The organism is Burkholderia catarinensis, from assembly GCF_001883705.2.
Taxonomy (GTDB): Bacteria; Pseudomonadota; Gammaproteobacteria; order Burkholderiales; family Burkholderiaceae; genus Burkholderia; species Burkholderia catarinensis.
Window position 1 is genome coordinate 16,381 of the sequence record NZ_MDEQ02000040.1, and the last position, 17,182, is coordinate 33,562.

Sequence of the window (17,182 nt, forward strand, 5' to 3'; positions counted from 1 at the left end):
TCGGTAAATGACTCTGTTTGAATGTGCACGCCGAACCCGCCGCTTCGTTCAGCGCGAATACGCCTGCTCCAGTGCCGCCTCCACGTCAACCGTCGCGGCGACCTGCCCGAGCTTCGGAAAGATCTGCGTCAGCGCGAAGGCCTGCGCGTCGGTGGACGACGTGCTGACCGCGTCGCTGACGACGACGACGTTGTAGTTGTTCTCGTATGCCTGGCGCGCCGTCGATTCGACGCCGATGTTGGTCGCGATCCCGGTCAGCACGATGTCCGTGATGCCGCGCCGGCGCAGTTGCACGTCAAGGTCGGTGCCGGTGAACGCGCCCCACTGGTGCTTCGTCACGACGATGTCGGACGGCTGCACGCCGAGCGCCGGCGCGAACGCGCTCCATTCGGGATCGAGATTCGGTGGCGCCGACGGCGCGTCCGTCTTGACCTTCAGCGCAACGCCGCCGTCCGGCTGGTAGCTCGTGTGCACGTAGATGACGGGAAGCTGCAGCGCGCGGAACGCGGTCGCGAGCTCGACCGTCTTCGCCACGACCTGCGCGCCGGTGTAGGGCACGACCGGCAGCGACACGATGCCGTTCTGCAGATCGATGGCGACCAGGGCGACCGTGCGATTGAGCGTCGGAATGGACATGTAGAAACCTCACTTCTGTTGGGGGAGGGAAGAAGCGGCGGCATCCAGGTGCCGGCTCGATGCCGCGTTGAGCAGCAGCAGCACGCTGATGACCGCCAGGACGATGGCCAGCTCGCGCAGGCCGCGATCGCTCGCCGGATGGCCGAGCGCCAGCCCGACGAGCGCAAACGACAGGCTGCCGCCGACATACTGCGCGGTGCGGTACAGCCCCGCGGCCGTGCCGATCCGGTCGTGCGGCGCGCTCTGGTAGAGCGCCGCCTGGTTGCCGAGATTGTTGAAGCCGTTCGGCACGCCGAACACGATCGACAGCAGCACGATCGACCAGACCGGCATGCTGCTCGTGAGGAGACTCATCACGACGCTGCCGACGCACAGCATCGCGGAGCCGATGATCAGCACCGGCCGCGAGCCGTGACGGTGCGCGAGGCGGGTCGCGAGCATCGTCGCCACCGTGCCGACGCCGGCGATCGGCAGCATCACGAGGCCGGCGTCGGCGGCAGACAGGCGCTTGGCCTCCTGCAGCCACATCGGCAGCGCATAGAAGATCGCGTAGAACACCGCGTAGGTGCCGACGCAGCGCAGGTACGTGCTCGTGAGCGCACGGTTGTCGCTCAGCATGCGGATGTCGATCAGCGGCGTCGCGGCCAGCCGCTCGCGCCGGACCAGCAACGGGCACAGAACCAGCGTCGCGACGAGCAGCAGCCAGTCGGGCTCGTGCGATACCGATTGCAGGAACAGCAGCAGGCTCGCGAGCGTCAGGATGAAGAGCGCAACGCCCGGCAGGTCCAGCTCCTTCAGCGTGCCCCGCGGCGTGCGGCGCTCCTGCGCGCCGCGCGGGACGACGTCGGCCGGAATCCACAGCCACGCCAGCACGAAGGCGATCAGCACGATCGGCACGTTGATCCAGAAGATCGCGCGCCAGCCGGCGAACTGCACGAGCGCGCCGCCGAGCGGCGGCCCGAACGCGACGGCCACCTGCGCCGCGACCGAAATCGCGCCGAGGCCACCCGTCGGCGTCGCGCCGTTCGCGTGCCGCTGCGACCACGTGCGGATCATCGCCATGCCGGCCGGATACGCGGCGGACGTGCCGATGCCGAGCGCGACGCGCGACGCGATCAGCCACCCGAGCGACGGCGCGAACGGCGCGAGCGCGGACGCGATCAATACGATCGCGAGGCCGATGCAGAAGATCCGCTTCGCGCCGAACCGATCGGCGAGCCGCCCCATCGTCGGCTGGCCGACGGCCGTCGCGAGATAGAGGCCCGACACGAGCCACATCGTGTCGATGCGTTCATGCGCCGCACCCTGCGGGTTGAACGCTTGCTGGATGCTAACGAGCGCGACCGCGATCATCGACGAGTTCAGCGCGTTGAGCAGCGTGCCGAGCACGATCGGGCCCACCAGCCGGGTCGGCAGGCGCAGGCCCGCCGCGTGCGCATTGCCGCCGCCTGCCGGCGTGACGCCGGGGGACGAAGGTGTCGCTTGCGCAGGTCGATCGTGGTTCGTTTTCATGGCATCGTCACGTGGTGGATTCGCATCGCTCGATCAAATTAGAACGTGCGTTCACCTTACCGTTACGATTGCCGTGAATGAAATGGATTGTTGCGATGCACACATTCGTCGCTTGAATGCAGATCGCGAACCGGATGCTCGAGCGTGGCCTCGGCAAGCCGGGGAATGATGTCGGCAAACAAGCCGTGCCCCTTGCCGGACGGGCATGTCCCGGGAGCGCGACGAATCTTGCCGCTTGCGTACGAAATGATTTGCCCCGTGTGAGTCCACCGGCTGACGACTGTTTTCTGCGGCAGTGCAGCGGGGATTCAGAGCGATGGCTCTAGACCGGCATTCCGCCCGCGAGTGCCGGGCCATCGAGATCGGTGCCGGCCTGCGCTCGCAGGACGGGATCCTGGCGCGTTCGCGACTTACTGATGCGACCGTATGCGCGATCGCATACGCGTCGTGAGCCGTTCTGCGATGAAGTGCGGACCGCGCTGAAGCACCGATAGACCACGCGCTGGTGGCCGTTATCGACGACGCGTTGCGGCAATCGCTCGATGCACGACGCTCCGCGCGATCGCGCCCGGATCTATTGCGTGCGCGTCGACACGCTGCCACGATCGAGCGATGCCGCACGCAGCGCCTCGCCCGGCTCCGTAAAGTAGCGCTGTCGCAACTGCGCGATCTGCGCATCGCGATCCTGTGTCGACAGGTTCTGCGCATCGATCTGCGCGCGCTGCGCCGCATATTCGTTGTACTTCGCATGCCACGCGTTGTCCGCCTGCTGCATCTTCACGACGCGCTCGGCAGCCTCCGGCCCGAGCGTTTGCGCGAGCTGCGCGCGCATTTCATCAGGCGTCGCGTTCGATTGCCGCACTTTGTCGATCTGCGCGATCGCGTTGTCCTGCGCCTTCTGTTGTTCCAGCTCGGCGCGCTGATCGGCCGGCAGTTGCTGCTCGAGCGCGGCAAGACCTGCCGCCTTCTGGTCTTCCGTCAGCGACGGATCGCGGATGATCTTCCATCGCGCGAGATCGTAGCGCTGCAGCTTCTGCTCGGCGCCGAAGAACGGCTCGCTCCAGTCGCCGAGCGTGCGGCTCGCGATCGTCGCGCGCTGGTCGAGCGCAAGCTGCAGTGCCGGGAGGTCGAGCTTGTTGTCCACGGCGCCGCCGCCCGGCAGCTTCGCCAGTTCGGCGAAATACGCGCGGTAGCGCTGCCAGACGTCGAGCGCCTCGCGTTGCGCAACCGTCCCGTCGAGCTGCGCGGCAATCGCGCGCACGACGAGTGCATCGAGTTCCGCGGGGCGCAACTGGTTTTGCGCGGTCAGGAAATAGTCGAAGAAGCCACGCACCGCCACGACCTTGGCGAGATGGCCGTGCGCATCGAGCGGCAGGCGCGGCGCAGTCGAGCCAGCGAGTGCCGGGGGCAGCCCGCTGGCGCTGAAACCGGGCACGGTGCTCGCCGCCGTGCCGCCCACCGGCGCGGACGACACGGCCCCGGCAGGCGCGACACCGGACATGCCGGCGTCGCGCGCGTTCCGGGCGCTGATCCCATACCAGGCAGCGCCGGCCGCAACGACGCCCGCTACCCCGTAAAGCGCGACGCGTCGCGCGATGCCGCTCTTGCTACCTGCCATCGGTTACACGCCTTGAGTTTTCAGCCGGTTCGCATGCGTGCGGATCGCCGCAACCGGATCCTCCACATTCGCGCCAAGCACGCCGAGAATCTGGTTGATCGCATCGGTGTGATTCCAGTGATACGTGCCAAGCACCTGGCCAAACAGCGCGCTGCATTGCGACACGACGCCGTCGTTCGGACCGGAGCCGCGATTGACCATCACCGTACCGCTGCCGAGCAGCGCCAGCGTTGCAGGATTAAGCACGTTCGCCGGATCGGTCAGCCCGCTCACGCTCGTATCGACGGCACCCGTCACACCGGCCACCGTCGTTGTCGGCTGGATCGCCGTGCCGCCCCATGAATAAAGCAGGTGCGTATTGCCGCTCACCGTCTCGGTTGACGCGCCCGTCCGACACGAATCCGGCGCACCAAGGCCTGCGCTCGGAAATTTCTGGTTGTATGCGGCGGCCTTCGCTGTCGTCAGCACCGACAACGCCTGCATCGCATCCTGGTTCGAATTGAGGTTGCTGCTCGTCAACGTGCCGAGCGCATTCGCGAACGCGCTGAACACGGCCGACGACAGGCCGGTCGGATCCGTCTGCAATAGTTGCTGGACGAAGTCCGCGAATTGCGAGCCCCAGTGCGGCGTGCTGATCGTCGTCACCGATGCGACCAGTTCCGGCGCAACAGATGCAACATAACGCGATGTCAAGCCGCCCTGGCTATGGCCGATCAGATTCACTTTCTGCGCGCCCGTCGCGGCGAGCACCTGCTTCACGTAGGCAAGCAATTGCTCGCCGCGCCCGTTCGGGCCATCGTCGCTCTGAAAGCCGGACAGATTGGCAACGTATACCTTCGCGCCGTGCGCCTGCAGATCCTCCGGAATGTGATACCAGTACTCGACGACGCCACCATACTTGTCGGTGCCGGTCAGCCCGTGCACGAGAATGATCGGGTACTTGGTCGCCGCATAATCGTCGACGGCGGTCGTCGCGGCGGACGCGGCGTGCACGCCGGCCAGCGACAGAAAGGTTCCAACACTCGCGGCGGGGGCCGCGTTCATTGCGAATGCGACCACGGCCGCCGCTGCCTTCGCTCGTATCGATCTGCTCATCTTTGCTCTCCATTTTTTAAGTGCATATCAATTGCTCGAGGATGAGGATGCGAAAATCGCTGATGCAGCGACGCTTCCGGCACTGAAGCGTCGCCCGCACGCGGTGTCGGCCATACCGGCCTCGACGGTTTGGCACGACACGCACCGATACCCGAAAACGAACACAAACGAACACAAACGAACGTTTTCGCACCAGCACGCGAAGTGAATCACATTCGACAAATCTGCGCGGATAGTTAGACAGGGTGCTCCAGTCAGTTGACAGCGGGCGCATCGACCGCTACATCCATCGCCCCTCCTCGATGCCTTGCGATCTCAGCCGTTACACCCACTCAACATCGTCATGCGTACAAGAAAGGCCGAGCGTGCGCACGCCAAACCACTCCCGTTCATCCACTCACCGTGATCCGCAACGCGGGCAACATCGCCGTCTTATGGGCCGGAACCTGGCGGCGTATCGGCCACGGTCGAACACGCGGTGGCCGTCCTCGGCGTGCGCGGCATCGTGATCTGCCGGCTGAGTTGAGTCCGGCCGCGCGCTCGCTACCGGACACGGTAGCGTTGCCGCCTTCGTTACGTGACCCGAGCGGCCCGACGTGCGTCGGCGCCTACCGCCGCTCAACCGCCTCCCGCCGCGGCAAAATCGCCCGGCGGTAGCGGTCGATTCGCGACGTCCTGCGCCTCGACGCGCGTCAGGCCGAGCGCCTGCAATACCACCGCGGCGGCACGCTCGGGAAAACCGCCCGCCTCGTCCGCCCGCTCCCTGCTTCCGCCCTCGGCCTGGTCGGCCGAATGAAACTCCGCCGCGATCACCGCGAGAATCGTCCCCGTCATCGCGAGCACGCTCATGAGCGGATCGCCGACGACAAATCGGCGTGCCGCGATTCCGCGCTCGCTGTCCCGTTGCAAACGCTTGCCCAGCCCGTGATCGAGCGCTCGCACCGAGAAGCCCTCCCGCATCAGGAAGCGGCCCCAGAGGCGCTCGCGGCGCGCTCGCATGAGCGTGTGGCGCACGCATACGGAGATGACCTCGGCGGGATCCGACAAGCCGCTCGCGAGACGCTCGAGCCCATCCGCGAAATCGTCGAACACCCACTCCGTCAGCGCGGCGAAGATGCCGTCCTTCGATTCGAAGTGGTAGTAGAACGAGCCGAACCCCACATCCGCGGCCTCGGTGATCTCGCTGATCGCCACGTTATCCCTCCCCTTTTCCGCCATCAGCCTGAACGCCGCCTGCAGCAAACGCATGCGCGTCTGCTGCTTGCGGCGAGCTCCGCGCGGTTGGCGAGGCTCCGCTTCCCCGCCGGAGGCGTTCGGGCGACGGGGCCCGACCGTTCGGTCCATGAGCGCGTCTCCCCTGTTCGAAAGAATTTTCTGCATGCCGCAATTTTAGATTGTTGGCTCATACTTGACAACATTATCAGTTATGAGTCTAATCTCGAAAACAGCGGCACAGGGTTCCTGTGCCGGCACGGGGTCCGATGCGCGGTAGCAGGCAACGCCAGCGCGTCCACGGCCCGTGCAAGCCGTTGCCGCCGGTTCGTTGTTCCGTCGTGCGCCGCGCGCGGACACCGGGCGACGGCGATGTGAGGCGTCGCCCGGTTCTGTCGGCCGGCCGCGCCGTCGAAGCGACCGATCCGTCGGCAGGTCGGCGGCCTTCGCGGTGCATGGGCATCGGTATGCCGGCAACCGGGACGATTTGCAGCACAAACATTGGAGTACTGATTTATCTGCAGGAGCGTCGTCGGCGGCGAAGCCGGAGCGCGCTTGCGCAAACCGGGCGCCCCGCCGTGGTCGCCGAATCTTTTTCAGTTGGCCCCTCACTTGTCTTGGAAACATCGTGAAATCACCCAGTCTTAACGCGCGGACTGAAACGCGCCTGTTTGTTCGGCGGGCGCCGATCGTCTTCGCCTGCTGTGCGATTCTTCTGACGGCTTGCCACTCGCACCCGGCCCCCGCGCCCGAATTGCAACCGGTGGTCGCGCTGGCGGTTCATGCGGATAACGACGCCGTGCAGCGCGTGCTGCCCGCGCAGGTCCAGGCACGCTATTCGACGCCGCTGTCGTTCCGGGTCGGCGGCAAGATCGTCGAGCGGCGCGTGCGAATCGGCGACACCGTCAAGGCAGGCCAGGCACTCGCGATGCTTGATCCGGCCGATCTGCACAACACGCTGCTGAATGCCCGTGCACAGCTCGATGCCGCCGAGCATCGCGTCGTCTACGCGAAACAGCAACTGGATCGCGACCGCGCGCAGGCCCAGGCCAACCTGATCGCTCCCGCGCAGCTCGAGACAACGCAGGACGCTTATACGTCGGCGCTCGCGCAACGCGATTCCGCGCTCGCGCAAATGGGGCTCGCCGGCGATCATCTTCGCTATGCCACGCTGGTCACGGATCACGACGGTGTCATCACGTCGGAAGACGCCAGTACCGGGCAGAACGTCGAGCCCGGCCAAGCGGTGTTTCATCTCGACTGGAGCGGCGATCTCGACATCGTGTGCGACGTCTCGGAGCGCGACCTGCGCGATCTCGCGGTCGGCCGCATCGCGCACGTCAGCCTGACGGCACTGCCGGGCAAGGCCATCGACGCACGCGTGCGCGAAATCGCGGCAGCGGCCGATCCGCAGAGCCGCACGTGGCGCGTGAAGCTGACGCTGATCGCGCCGGGGTCGGACGTCCGCTCGGGCATGACCGCAAGCGTTGCGTTCGACGCTACCGCCGAAGCCGCCGCCGACCACGTGATCACGCTGCCGGCCACCGCGCTCTTTCACCGCGGTGAAGCGCCGGCGGTCTGGGTCGTCCGCAAGGGCAGCGACACGCTGGAACTGCGCCCGGTGTCGATCGGACGCTACGACGAACGCACGGTGTCCGTCACCTCGGGGCTCGCGAGCGACGAGCGCGTCGTGATGCAAGGCGTCCATACGGTCAGCGCCGGCGAGCACGTGCGCCCCGTGCCGCCGCTGCACGCGGAGGACTTCCCGTCATGAATGCCCCAGAACATCGGCACTCGCCGGACGGCGCACACGATGCGCGGACCGACGCCGGCCCGGGCGACGACCGTCGCTTCAATCTGTCCTCATGGGCGCTCAAGCATCAGCAACTGGTGATCTTCCTGATCGGCCTTGCGACGATCTTCGGCGTGATCGGCTATACGCGCCTCGCACAGTCCGAGGATCCGCCGTTCACGTTCCGCACGATGGTGATCCAGACCTACTGGCCGGGCGCCACCGCCCGCGAAGTGCAGGAGCAAGTCACCGACCGGATCGGCCGCCAGCTTCAGGCCGCGCCGTACGTCGACAACATCAAGAGCTACTCGCGCCCCGGCGAGTCGATGATCTTCTTCGCGATGAAGGATTCGGCACCGGTCAACCAGGTGCCGGAAACCTGGTATCAGGTGCGCAAGAAGGTCGGCGACATTCGCTCGACGCTGCCGAAGGGAACGGTCGGTCCGTTCTTCAACGACGAATTCGGCGACGTCTATACGAACATCTATGCGCTCGAAGGTGACGGCTACTCGCCGGCGCAACTGCACGATTACGCGGACAAGCTGCGCGCGGTGCTGCTGCGCGTGCCCGGCGTCGCGAAGGTCGACTACTTCGGCGACCCCGACCAGCACGTCTTCGTCGAGATCTCGAATACGCAGCTGACCCGGCTCGCGATCACGCCGCAACAGCTCGCGCAAGCGATCGACGCGCAGAATACCGTCGCGCCGGTCGGCACGATCACGACGGCCGACGATCGCGTGTTCGTGCGGCCCACCGGCGCGTTCAAGGACACGCAGGCGCTCGCGGACATGCTGATCACCGTGAACGGCCGCACGTTCCGGCTCGGCGACGTCGCGAAGATCACGCGCGGCTACGACGATCCGCCGGTCACGCAGATGCGCACGAACGGCCATGCCGTGCTCGGCATCGGCGTGACGATGCAAAAAGGCGGCGACGTGATCGATCTCGGCAAGGCGCTCGACGCCAGGACCGCCGAACTCCAGGCAGGCCTGCCGGCCGGCGTGAAGCTGAGCGCGGTGTCGAGCATGCCGCACGCGGTCAAGCACTCGGTGGACGACTTCGTCGAGGCAGTGGGCGAAGCCGTCGCCATTGTGCTCGTGGTCAGCCTTGTATCGCTCGGCTTGCGCACCGGGATGGTGGTCGTCATCACGATTCCGATCGTGCTGGCCGTGACCGCGCTGTGCATGCATGTGTTCGGCATCGGGCTCGACAAGGTGTCGCTGGGCACGCTGGTGCTCGCGCTCGGGCTGCTGGTGGACGATGCGATCATCGCCGTCGAAATGATGGCGGTGAAGCTCGAGCAGGGCTGGACGCGAACCCGCGCGGCGGCGTTCGCGTACACGAGCACGGCGTTCCCGATGCTGACGGGAACGCTCGTGACGGTATCGGGCTTCCTGCCGATCGCGCTCGCGAAGTCGAGCACCGGCGAATACACGCGGTCGATCTTCGAGGTGTCGGCCATTGCACTGATCGTGTCGTGGTTCGCGGCCGTCGTGCTGGTGCCGCTGCTCGGCTACCACATGCTGCCCGAGCTCAAGCATCACGACGGCCATGCGCACGGGCAGGACGTGTACGACACGGGCTTCTACCGGCGCCTGTCCGGCTGGATCTCGACGTGCATCGAACGCCGCTGGGTCGTGCTCGGCGTGACGGCCGTGCTGTTCGCGATCGCGATGGCCGCCTTCACGCGCGTGCCGCAGCAGTTCTTCCCGAACTCGGAGCGCCCCGAACTGCTGGTCGACATGCGCTTGCCGGAAGGCGCGTCGTTCGACGCGACGCTGCGCGAGGCCACGCGGCTCGAGAAGGCGCTCGATGGCCGGCCCGAAATCGATCACGTCGTCGACTTCGTCGGCACCGGTGCGCCGCGCTTCTATCTGCCGCTCGATCAGCAGCTTCAGCAGCCGAACTTCGCGCAGTTCGTCATCACGGCGAAGGACGTCGACGCGCGCGACCGGCTGTCGCACTGGCTCGAGTCGACGCTCGCGACCCGTTTCCCGACCGTGCGCACGCGTGTGGCGCGGCTCGAAAACGGGCCGCCGGTCGGCTTCCCGATCAAGTTCCGCGTGAGCGGCGACGATATCGCGACCGTGCGCGCGATCGCCGACAAGGTCGCCGACAAGGTGCGCGCCGACTCGCGCACACGCAACGTGCAGTTCGACTGGGACGAGCCGGCCGAACGGTCGGTATCGTTCGAAATCGACCAGCTCAAGGCGCGCCAGCTCGGCGTGACGTCGGAAGACGTGTCGGGCTTCCTCGCGATGACGCTGTCCGGCTACACGGTCACGCAATATCGCGAGCGCGACAAACTGATCGACGTCGACCTGCGGGCGCCGAAGAGCGAGCGCATCGACCCGTCGAAGATCGCGGGCCTCGCGATTCCGACGCCGCACGGCCCGGTGCCGCTCGGCTCGATCGGCCACGTGCGCGACACGCTCGAATACGGCGTGATCTGGGAACGCGACCGCCAGCCGACGATCACCGTGCAGGCCGACGTGCGCGGCGACGCGGCGAGCATCGGCGTGACGCGCGATATCGACGGCGCGCTGGCGATATCGCGCGCGACGCTCCCGGTCGGCTACGGGATCGAGATCGGCGGCGCAGCGGAGGAAAGCATGAAGGGCCAGACGTCCATCAACGCGCAGATGCCGCTGATGATCATCGCGGTGCTCACGCTGCTGATGATTCAGCTCAAGCGCTTCTCGCGCACCTTCATCGTCGTGCTGACCGCGCCGCTCGGGCTGATCGGCGTAGTCGCCGCGCTGCTGCTGTTCGGCAAGCCGTTCGGCTTCGTCGCGCTGCTCGGCGTGATCGCGATGTTCGGGATCATCATGCGCAACTCCGTGATCCTGGTCGATCAGATCGACCAGGACATCGCAGCCGGACAGCCGCGCTTCACCGCGATCGTGAGTGCGACCGTGCGGCGCTTCCGGCCGATCATGCTGACCGCCGCCGCGGCCGTGCTCGCGCTGATTCCGCTGCTGCGCTCGGGCTTCTTCGGCCCGATGGCCACGGCGCTGATGGGCGGCATCACGATCGCGACGGTACTGACCATCTTCTTCCTGCCCGCCCTTTATGCGACGTGCTTCAAGGTGCGAGGCGACGAACGCGAATCGACCGCCACGGCCGTCGCGTCCCCGGAGACATGTCAATGAAACTTACCCGTATGACTGCGGCGCTCGCCGCAACCGCGGCGCTCGGCCTGTCCGGCTGCGCGATGGCCCCGAGCAGCACGCCGCCCGCGATGCCGTCGCCGGCGCACTACGGCGAGACGCCGCAGCCGCAGCGGACCGCCGAAGCGGCGGGCGTCGCGCAGCAATTCGAAGTAGGCGCCGCGCCCGTCCCGCAATGGTGGCGGCTGTATCGCTCCAGCGCGCTCGACGCGCTGGTCGACGAAGGCCTGCGCGCCAACCCGACGCTGGCCGCGACGGAAAAGACGCTCGCCGCCGCGCAGCAGGAACTGCGCGCGCAGGTCGGCGCATCGACGCTGCCGTCGATCGACGCGAATGCGCAGGCCGCACGCACGCGCACGCCGGACATTTCCGGCGCGGGCGCGCAAAGCCTGCGCTACAACGTGTTCGTCGGACAGCTCCAGGCGCATTACACCTTCGACCTGTTCGGCGCCACGCGGTATGCGAACGCGGCGAGCGCCGCACGCGTCGACGTGCGCGGTTGCGAACTCGAAGCGGCGCGGCGAGCGCTGGCGGCCAACATCGTCGGCACCGCGATCGGCGCCGCGGCGCTCAACCGCCAGATCCTGCTGACCGAGCGCCTGGTCGCCGTCGCCGAAGCGTCCGCGCTCGACAACCAGCAGCGCTACGCGCTCGGTGCGGTGTCCCACGTGCAAGCGCTGACGTCGACGCAGGGCGCGGCGTCGCTTGCCGCGACGCTGCCGCCGCTGCGCCAGCAACGCGCGAGCGCCGTTCACTCGCTCGCGATCCTGCTGGGCCGCACGCCCGACGCGCCGCCGCCGATCCCCGCATTCGCCAGCCTGTCGCTGCCGGAGCACGTGCCCGTCGTCGTGCCGTCCGACCTGTTGAAGGCCCGCCCAGACATCCGCGCGGCCGAAGCCGCCGTGAAGGCCGCATCGGCCGACGTCGGCGAGGCGACCGCGCAGTTGTTCCCGAGCCTGTCGCTGACCGCGACGATGGGACGCGGCGGCTTCAGCTGGCCGGCCCTGTTGTCGGGTGCGGGCGGGCTATGGGCAGTCGGCGCAGGCCTGTCGCAGCCGATCTTCCATGGCGGCGCGCTGCTGGCCCATCGGCGGGCGTCGCTCGATTCGTACGACGCGGCGGTGCTTCAGTATAAGGCGGCGGTGCTGTCCGCGTTCGGCGACGTCGCGGATTCGCTCGCCGCGCTGGACAACGACGCGCAAACGCTGGCCGCGAACGAACTCGCGGCACGCGCCGCAGGCATGGCTTTCGACGAAACGGTGCAGCGCCGCACGCTGGGCGCCGTTCCGGTGTCCGCGCAACAGGCGAGCGAGCAGCAATACCTGAACGCGGAGCTCGACGCGGTGCGTGCCGCGAGCCGCCGAATGACCGATACGGCGGCACTGCTGCAAGCGATGGGCGAGCTGCCGCCCGACACCCGCACGGTGGTCGCGGCCCGGCAATGACGGCTGCTTGCGTCGACGGGTCGGCCGCGCGTGCCGTTCGGCCGGTGCCGGCCCGGACCTCGACGCTCGACGCTCGACGCCCGGCGCACCGCGAGTACCGCAGCGTCGAGCCCTCCCTTACCCCGCATGATTGATTCCCGATGAAACCCGAAAACCTGGTCGCCTGCCACGAATGCGACCTGCTGTTTCAGCGTCCACCGCGCCTGCGCGCGCTGGCGGCGCACTGCCCGAGGTGCCGCGCCCGCGTGGGCGGCGCGGCGCACGGCCGCCGGGCGCTCGACCGGCGGTGCGCGATCGCGCTCGCCGCGCTGTTCACGGTCTTCATCGCGCAGGCCTTTCCCATCGTCGCGCTCGATGCTGCCGGCATCGCGTCGCATGCGACGCTGGCCGACGCGGTGGCCGCGTTGCGCTTGCACGGGCAGCCGGCCGTGGCGGCGATCGTGCTCTGCACGACGATGCTGTTCCCGCTGCTGGAACTCGCCGCATGGCTGTACGTGCTCATCCCGTTGCGCACGGGCCGTGTACCGCCCTGCTTCGTGCCGGTCCTGCGCAACATGCAGCGGCTGCGCCCTTGGAGCATGGTCGAGGTGTTCCTGCTCGGCATCTTGGTCACGATCGTCAAGATGACGAGCGTCGCGCACGTGATACCGGGCCCCGCGCTGTTTGCGTTCGGCGCCCTCACCGTGATGCTCGGCTTTCTCGCGTCGTTCGACCCGGGCGGCCTGTGGGAAGCGCGCGACGAAATCGTCGCGCTGCGCGGCGGCGGTACGCGCGCCGCGGCGTCGCGCCGGCCGCACACGCTGCGACGCGCGGCACCGGTGGCGCCCGACGCAACGGACGCAACGGACGCGACCGGCGCGACCGGGCACCGCCGGCCGGCAAGCGTCACGGCCCGCGCCGCGGGACTGGTCGCCTGTCATACGTGCGGACGCGTGCAGCGGCCGCATGCCGGGGCCGACGGCGAGCGCTGCATGCGCTGCGGGTCGGCGCTGCACGAACGTCGCCCGCGCAGCGCCGCCCGCACGGGCGCGCTCGTCATCGCGGCCGCGCTGCTCTACATTCCGGCGAACCTGCTGCCCATCATGCATGCGACGTCGTTCGGCCGCGCCGAGGACGACACCATTCTCGGCGGCGTCGCGTACTTCTGGACGTCCGGCGACTGGCCGCTCGCCGTCGTCGTGTTCGTCGCGAGCGTGCTCGTGCCGATGCTCAAGCTCGCGATTCTCGCGTTGCAGGCGATCGCCGTGCATCGCGGCGCGCAATGGCGCCCGCTCGAACGGGCACGGCTCCATCGGCTGGTCGAGCGCGTGGGCCGCTGGTCGATGCTCGACGTATTCGTCGTCGCGCTGACGATCGCGCTCGTGCATTTCGGGTCGTTCGCCGAGATCACGCCCGGCCCCGGCGCGCTGGCGTTCGGCGCCGTGGTCGTGCTCACCATGTGCGCGTCGATGCAGTTCGATCCGCGACTCATCTGGGACGGCACGCAGCGTTCTGCCGCCGGCCCTCGATCCTGAACGGGCGCAAGCCCGTCGCAACTCTACGACTATTCACAAGATGCCTTCCCTCGATTTACCTGAACCCGAGATCCGGCCGCGCAGCCGCTGGATCCCGTCCCTCGTCTGGATCGTGCCGCTCGTGTGCGCGCTGATCGGGCTGTCGCTCGTGTTCCGCAGCGTTGCCGCGACCGGCCCGACGATCACCGTCACGTTCGCGAACGCAGAGGGCCTCGAAGCCGGCAAGACCAAGGTCCGTTACAAGGACGTCGATATCGGCTCGGTGCAGGCCATCACGCTCACGCCCGACTTCAAGCGCGTGGTCGTGCGCATCCAGCTCACCAAGGAAGCCGCGCGGTTCGCGAACCGCGATACGCGATTCTGGGTCGTTCGGCCGCGGGTCGGCGCCACCGGAATCTCCGGGCTCGGCACGCTGCTCTCCGGCGCGTACATCGGCGCGGACCTCGGCCGCTCGCCGCACGAGCAGACCGACTTCACCGGCCTCGAGACGCCGCCTGCCGTCACCGCGGACCAGCAGGGCCACCGCTACCTGCTGCACGGCGATTCGCTCGGCTCGATCGACATCGGCTCGCCGGTGTTCTACCGGCACCTGCAGGTCGGCCAGGTGGTCGGCTTCTCGCTCGGCAAGGACGGCACCGGCGTCGACGTGCAGGCGTTCGTGAAGGCGCCATACGACAAATACGTCGGCACCAACACGCGCTGGTGGCACGCAAGCGGCGTGGATCTGCGGCTCGATTCGAGCGGCCTGAAGCTGAACACGCAGTCGCTGGCGACGGTGATCGTCGGCGGTCTCGCGTTTCAGGCGCCGCCCGGGCAGCCCGATGCTCCGCCGGCGGCCGACAACGCGTCGTTCCAGCTTGCGCCCGACGAAACCGACGCGATGCGCGACCCCGACGGTGCGCCGCTGATGGTCGTCATGCGCTTCGACCAGTCGCTGCGCGGGCTGTCCGTCGGCGCGCCGGTCGACTTGCGCGGCATCGCGCTCGGCCAGGTCACGAACATCGGCATCGAGTACAACGAGCACTCGCGCAGTTTCAGCATGAAGGTCACGATGGCGCTGTACCCGTCACGACTGAGCCGGCACTCCGATACGGCGCTGCCCGCACCCGATACGGCCGGCGGCCACGAACTGCTCGAGCACCTGGTGCTGCAGGGGCTGCGCGGGCAGTTGCGCACCGGCAGCCTGCTCACGGGCCAGCTGTACGTGGCGCTCGACATGTTCCCGAAGGCGCCGCGCGCGAGTGTGGACGTGCGTCGCACGCCGGTCGAGCTGCCGACCGTGCCGAACACGCTCGACGAACTGCAGGTGCAGCTCGCCGACATCGCACGGAAGCTCGATAAGGTTCCGTTCGACCAGATCGGCAACAGTCTGAACGGTGCGCTCGAGCATGCGAATCAGCTGTTCGGACACCTCGACGAGCAGGTCGTGCCGCAGGCGCGCGACACGCTGGCGGCGGCGCAGCGCACGTTCGACGCCGCGCAGGCGACGCTACGGCAGGATTCGCCGATGCAATCGGACGTTCATGACGCGATGCAATCGCTCACGCATACGCTCCAGTCGCTCAATACGCTGGCCGACTATCTCGAGCGGCATCCGGAAGCGCTGCTCTTCGGCAAGAAAGGGGAATCGCAATGACGCCGCATTTGTTTCGCACGATCCGGATGCCGATCCGCATCGCGACGTGCGTCGCACTGGCCGTGCTGAGCGCCTGCGCGTCCTCGCCCGTTCACTACCATACGCTCGGGATGGCGGACGGCGCGGGCGGCGAAACCGGCGCCTCGCGTCCCGCATGGCTGATCGACATGCAGACCGTGCACGTCGCGGCGCCGGCGGACGGCAGCCGGCTCGCGGTGCAGCGCGGCCCCGAACGGGTCGACATCCTGGAACAGGAGCGCTGGGTTTCACCGCTCGGCGACGAGATGCGCGGCGGACTGTCGACGCGCGTCACGTCCCGGCTGAACACGATCGACGTTCACCGCGTCGCCCATCCGGATGACACGCCGATCTATCGGGTCGCCGTGGACGTCCAGCGTGTCGAATCGTGGCCGGCGTCGCACGTGCTGCTCGATGCGACATGGAGTGTGGGCGCCGGCTCCGGACAGCCGGCACTGATGTGCCGCAGCATCGTTCAGGCCGGTGCGTCGGCGGGCTACGACGCGCTCGTCGACGCGCATCGCCATGCGCTCGACACGCTCGCGCTCGGCATCGCCGCGGGCATTCGCGCGGCGGCCACGCACGCGCCGCCGCCAGCAGGATGCCGCGCGGCAGCACTCGACCGACGGATCGCGCCACCCGCCGTCGAGCGCGGCGCGCCGGAGCCGCTCGTCGATTGAATCGGGCCGCGAAAACGCGCCCGGTCGGGTCGGGCGACCGGCCTCGCGCCGGTGCCCTTGCACGATCAAGCGACATCGTTGGACGAAATCGTCCCGACGAAAAGCGAAGCGGCGCACCGCCGTTCCCGCGTCGATCCGGCGTTTCGCGCGGCGCGGCGTTGCGCCGCTTCGCTCATTTCCACCTGCATGGACAACCCACGATGAAACCCGCCCGACTCACGCGCGAGCAACGCAGGCTCGACACCCGCGAACGGCTCGTCGCCACCGCTCGCGCGCTATTCATCGCGAAAGGCTTTGCCGATACGAGCGTCGAACAGATCGCCGAGGGCGCCGGGTACACGCGCGGCGCGTTCTATGCGCACTTCGAACACAAGCGCGAGCTGTTGATCGAGATCCTTCGCCGCGACCATGATCGAATGATCACGAAAGTTCGGCTGGCAGCGCGGGAGAGCGGCGGCTCCTGCACCGCAGCCGACTACGCGGACATTGCCGCCGGCTGGGAATGTTTCCCGCTGTGGGTCGAGGTCCATCTGTACGCGCTGCGCGATGCCGGGTTTCGGCACATCGTCGACTGCCTGCACACCGAACCGGTTGCGCTACCGGAGACGGCAAGCGGCGCGGCGGGCGCCGCCGATCGGATGCCGTCCGCGACCGGGTGGGCGGCCGTGCTCGGCGTCGCGCTGCTGAGCGCCGGCGTGCGGGATGCCCGGCGCGACGATCCGGCGTAGCGTAAGAAAGAGCCACCCGGCCGGGATTCGCTAAAAATCCGCCACATCTCGGCCCAAGCTGCCGTGTTGCCGTTCATCCGCAATTGACCCACCCGGGCCTGGCAGGGGGATGCGTCACCCCGCTGC

Annotated in this window: 12 protein-coding genes and 1 pseudogene; 8 read left to right on the top strand and 5 right to left on the bottom strand. The window is 68.0% G+C overall.

Annotated features, from left to right (window positions below):
• Window positions 1–48 precede the first annotated feature (48 nt).
• The 4 genes from BFF94_RS34915 to BFF94_RS34930 all read right to left on the bottom strand — a co-directional run bounded on the left by BFF94_RS34915 (window position 49) and on the right by BFF94_RS34930 (window position 4,861).
• Window positions 49–636, bottom strand: a complete 588-nt coding sequence (locus tag BFF94_RS34915; RefSeq protein WP_128848445.1) for a hydrolase — start codon at window positions 634–636, stop codon at window positions 49–51.
• Between the two features lie 9 nt (window positions 637–645).
• On the bottom strand, window positions 646–2,148 hold the full coding sequence (locus BFF94_RS34920) for an MFS transporter (RefSeq protein ID WP_128848448.1): 1,503 nt from the start codon (window positions 2,146–2,148) through the stop codon (window positions 646–648).
• 574 nt (window positions 2,149–2,722) lie between these two features.
• A complete protein-coding gene (locus BFF94_RS34925; protein ID WP_128848450.1) occupies window positions 2,723–3,766 on the bottom strand; it encodes a lipase secretion chaperone in 1,044 nt (347 codons plus the stop codon).
• Between the two features lie 3 nt (window positions 3,767–3,769).
• Window positions 3,770–4,861, bottom strand: coding sequence for a triacylglycerol lipase (locus BFF94_RS34930; RefSeq protein ID WP_128848453.1), 1,092 nt, complete (start codon window positions 4,859–4,861; stop codon window positions 3,770–3,772).
• Window positions 4,862–5,257: 396 nt separating this feature from the next.
• Between BFF94_RS34930 and BFF94_RS34935 the strand changes: the two are divergent.
• Window positions 5,258–5,375, top strand: a pseudogene (locus tag BFF94_RS34935) (carbonic anhydrase); the annotation flags it as partial.
• Between the two features lie 104 nt (window positions 5,376–5,479).
• On the opposite strand, the gene BFF94_RS34940 reads toward BFF94_RS34935, so the two are convergent.
• On the bottom strand, window positions 5,480–6,109 hold the full coding sequence (locus tag BFF94_RS34940; RefSeq protein WP_372454366.1) for a TetR/AcrR family transcriptional regulator: 630 nt from the start codon (window positions 6,107–6,109) through the stop codon (window positions 5,480–5,482).
• A 673-nt stretch (window positions 6,110–6,782) separates the two neighbouring features.
• Here BFF94_RS34940 and BFF94_RS34945 point away from each other — a divergent pair.
• The 7 genes from BFF94_RS34945 to BFF94_RS34975 all read left to right on the top strand — a co-directional run bounded on the left by BFF94_RS34945 (window position 6,783) and on the right by BFF94_RS34975 (window position 17,056).
• The gene (locus tag BFF94_RS34945) at window positions 6,783–7,847 is read left to right on the top strand and encodes an efflux RND transporter periplasmic adaptor subunit (RefSeq protein ID WP_372454367.1); all 1,065 of its coding nucleotides are present in this window, start codon (window positions 6,783–6,785) and stop codon (window positions 7,845–7,847) included.
• Window positions 7,844–11,017, top strand: coding sequence for an efflux RND transporter permease subunit (locus BFF94_RS34950; RefSeq protein WP_128848461.1), 3,174 nt, complete (start codon window positions 7,844–7,846; stop codon window positions 11,015–11,017). Before BFF94_RS34945 ends, BFF94_RS34950 begins: the two co-directional genes overlap by 4 nt.
• The gene (locus tag BFF94_RS34955; RefSeq protein WP_219140381.1) at window positions 11,014–12,480 is read left to right on the top strand and encodes an efflux transporter outer membrane subunit; all 1,467 of its coding nucleotides are present in this window, start codon (window positions 11,014–11,016) and stop codon (window positions 12,478–12,480) included. Before BFF94_RS34950 ends, BFF94_RS34955 begins: the two co-directional genes overlap by 4 nt.
• Before the next feature lie 140 nt (window positions 12,481–12,620).
• Complete coding sequence (locus tag BFF94_RS34960; protein WP_219140382.1) at window positions 12,621–13,994, top strand: paraquat-inducible protein A; 1,374 nt, start codon at window positions 12,621–12,623, stop codon at window positions 13,992–13,994.
• A 40-nt stretch (window positions 13,995–14,034) separates the two neighbouring features.
• The gene (locus tag BFF94_RS34965) at window positions 14,035–15,630 is read left to right on the top strand and encodes a PqiB family protein (protein ID WP_128848335.1); all 1,596 of its coding nucleotides are present in this window, start codon (window positions 14,035–14,037) and stop codon (window positions 15,628–15,630) included.
• Window positions 15,627–16,328 carry a PqiC family protein gene (locus BFF94_RS34970; protein ID WP_219140383.1) on the top strand — a complete coding sequence of 234 codons (702 nt, stop codon included), beginning with the start codon at window positions 15,627–15,629 and terminating at the stop codon, window positions 16,326–16,328. Before BFF94_RS34965 ends, BFF94_RS34970 begins: the two co-directional genes overlap by 4 nt.
• Window positions 16,325–17,056 carry a TetR/AcrR family transcriptional regulator gene (locus BFF94_RS34975; RefSeq protein ID WP_281426435.1) on the top strand — a complete coding sequence of 244 codons (732 nt, stop codon included), beginning with the start codon at window positions 16,325–16,327 and terminating at the stop codon, window positions 17,054–17,056. The genes BFF94_RS34970 and BFF94_RS34975 overlap by 4 nt, the downstream gene beginning before the upstream one ends.
• Window positions 17,057–17,182 lie beyond the last annotated feature (126 nt).

Bases quoted from the DNA above. Each gene is read 5' to 3' on its own strand.
- BFF94_RS34915 (WP_128848445.1), bottom strand. From the start codon at position 636: ATGTCCATTCCGACGCTCAATCGCACGGTCGCCCTGGTCGCCATCGAT.
- BFF94_RS34920 (WP_128848448.1), bottom strand. From the start codon at position 2,148: ATGAAAACGAACCACGATCGACCTGCGCAAGCGACACCTTCGTCCCCC.
- BFF94_RS34925 (WP_128848450.1), bottom strand. From the start codon at position 3,766: ATGGCAGGTAGCAAGAGCGGCATCGCGCGACGCGTCGCGCTTTACGGG.
- BFF94_RS34930 (WP_128848453.1), bottom strand. From the start codon at position 4,861: ATGAGCAGATCGATACGAGCGAAGGCAGCGGCGGCCGTGGTCGCATTC.
- BFF94_RS34940 (WP_372454366.1), bottom strand. From the start codon at position 6,109: ATGCGTTTGCTGCAGGCGGCGTTCAGGCTGATGGCGGAAAAGGGGAGG.
- BFF94_RS34950 (WP_128848461.1), top strand. From the start codon at position 7,844: ATGAATGCCCCAGAACATCGGCACTCGCCGGACGGCGCACACGATGCG.
- BFF94_RS34955 (WP_219140381.1), top strand. From the start codon at position 11,014: ATGAAACTTACCCGTATGACTGCGGCGCTCGCCGCAACCGCGGCGCTC.
- BFF94_RS34960 (WP_219140382.1), top strand. From the start codon at position 12,621: ATGAAACCCGAAAACCTGGTCGCCTGCCACGAATGCGACCTGCTGTTT.
- BFF94_RS34965 (WP_128848335.1), top strand. From the start codon at position 14,035: ATGCCTTCCCTCGATTTACCTGAACCCGAGATCCGGCCGCGCAGCCGC.
- BFF94_RS34970 (WP_219140383.1), top strand. From the start codon at position 15,627: ATGACGCCGCATTTGTTTCGCACGATCCGGATGCCGATCCGCATCGCG.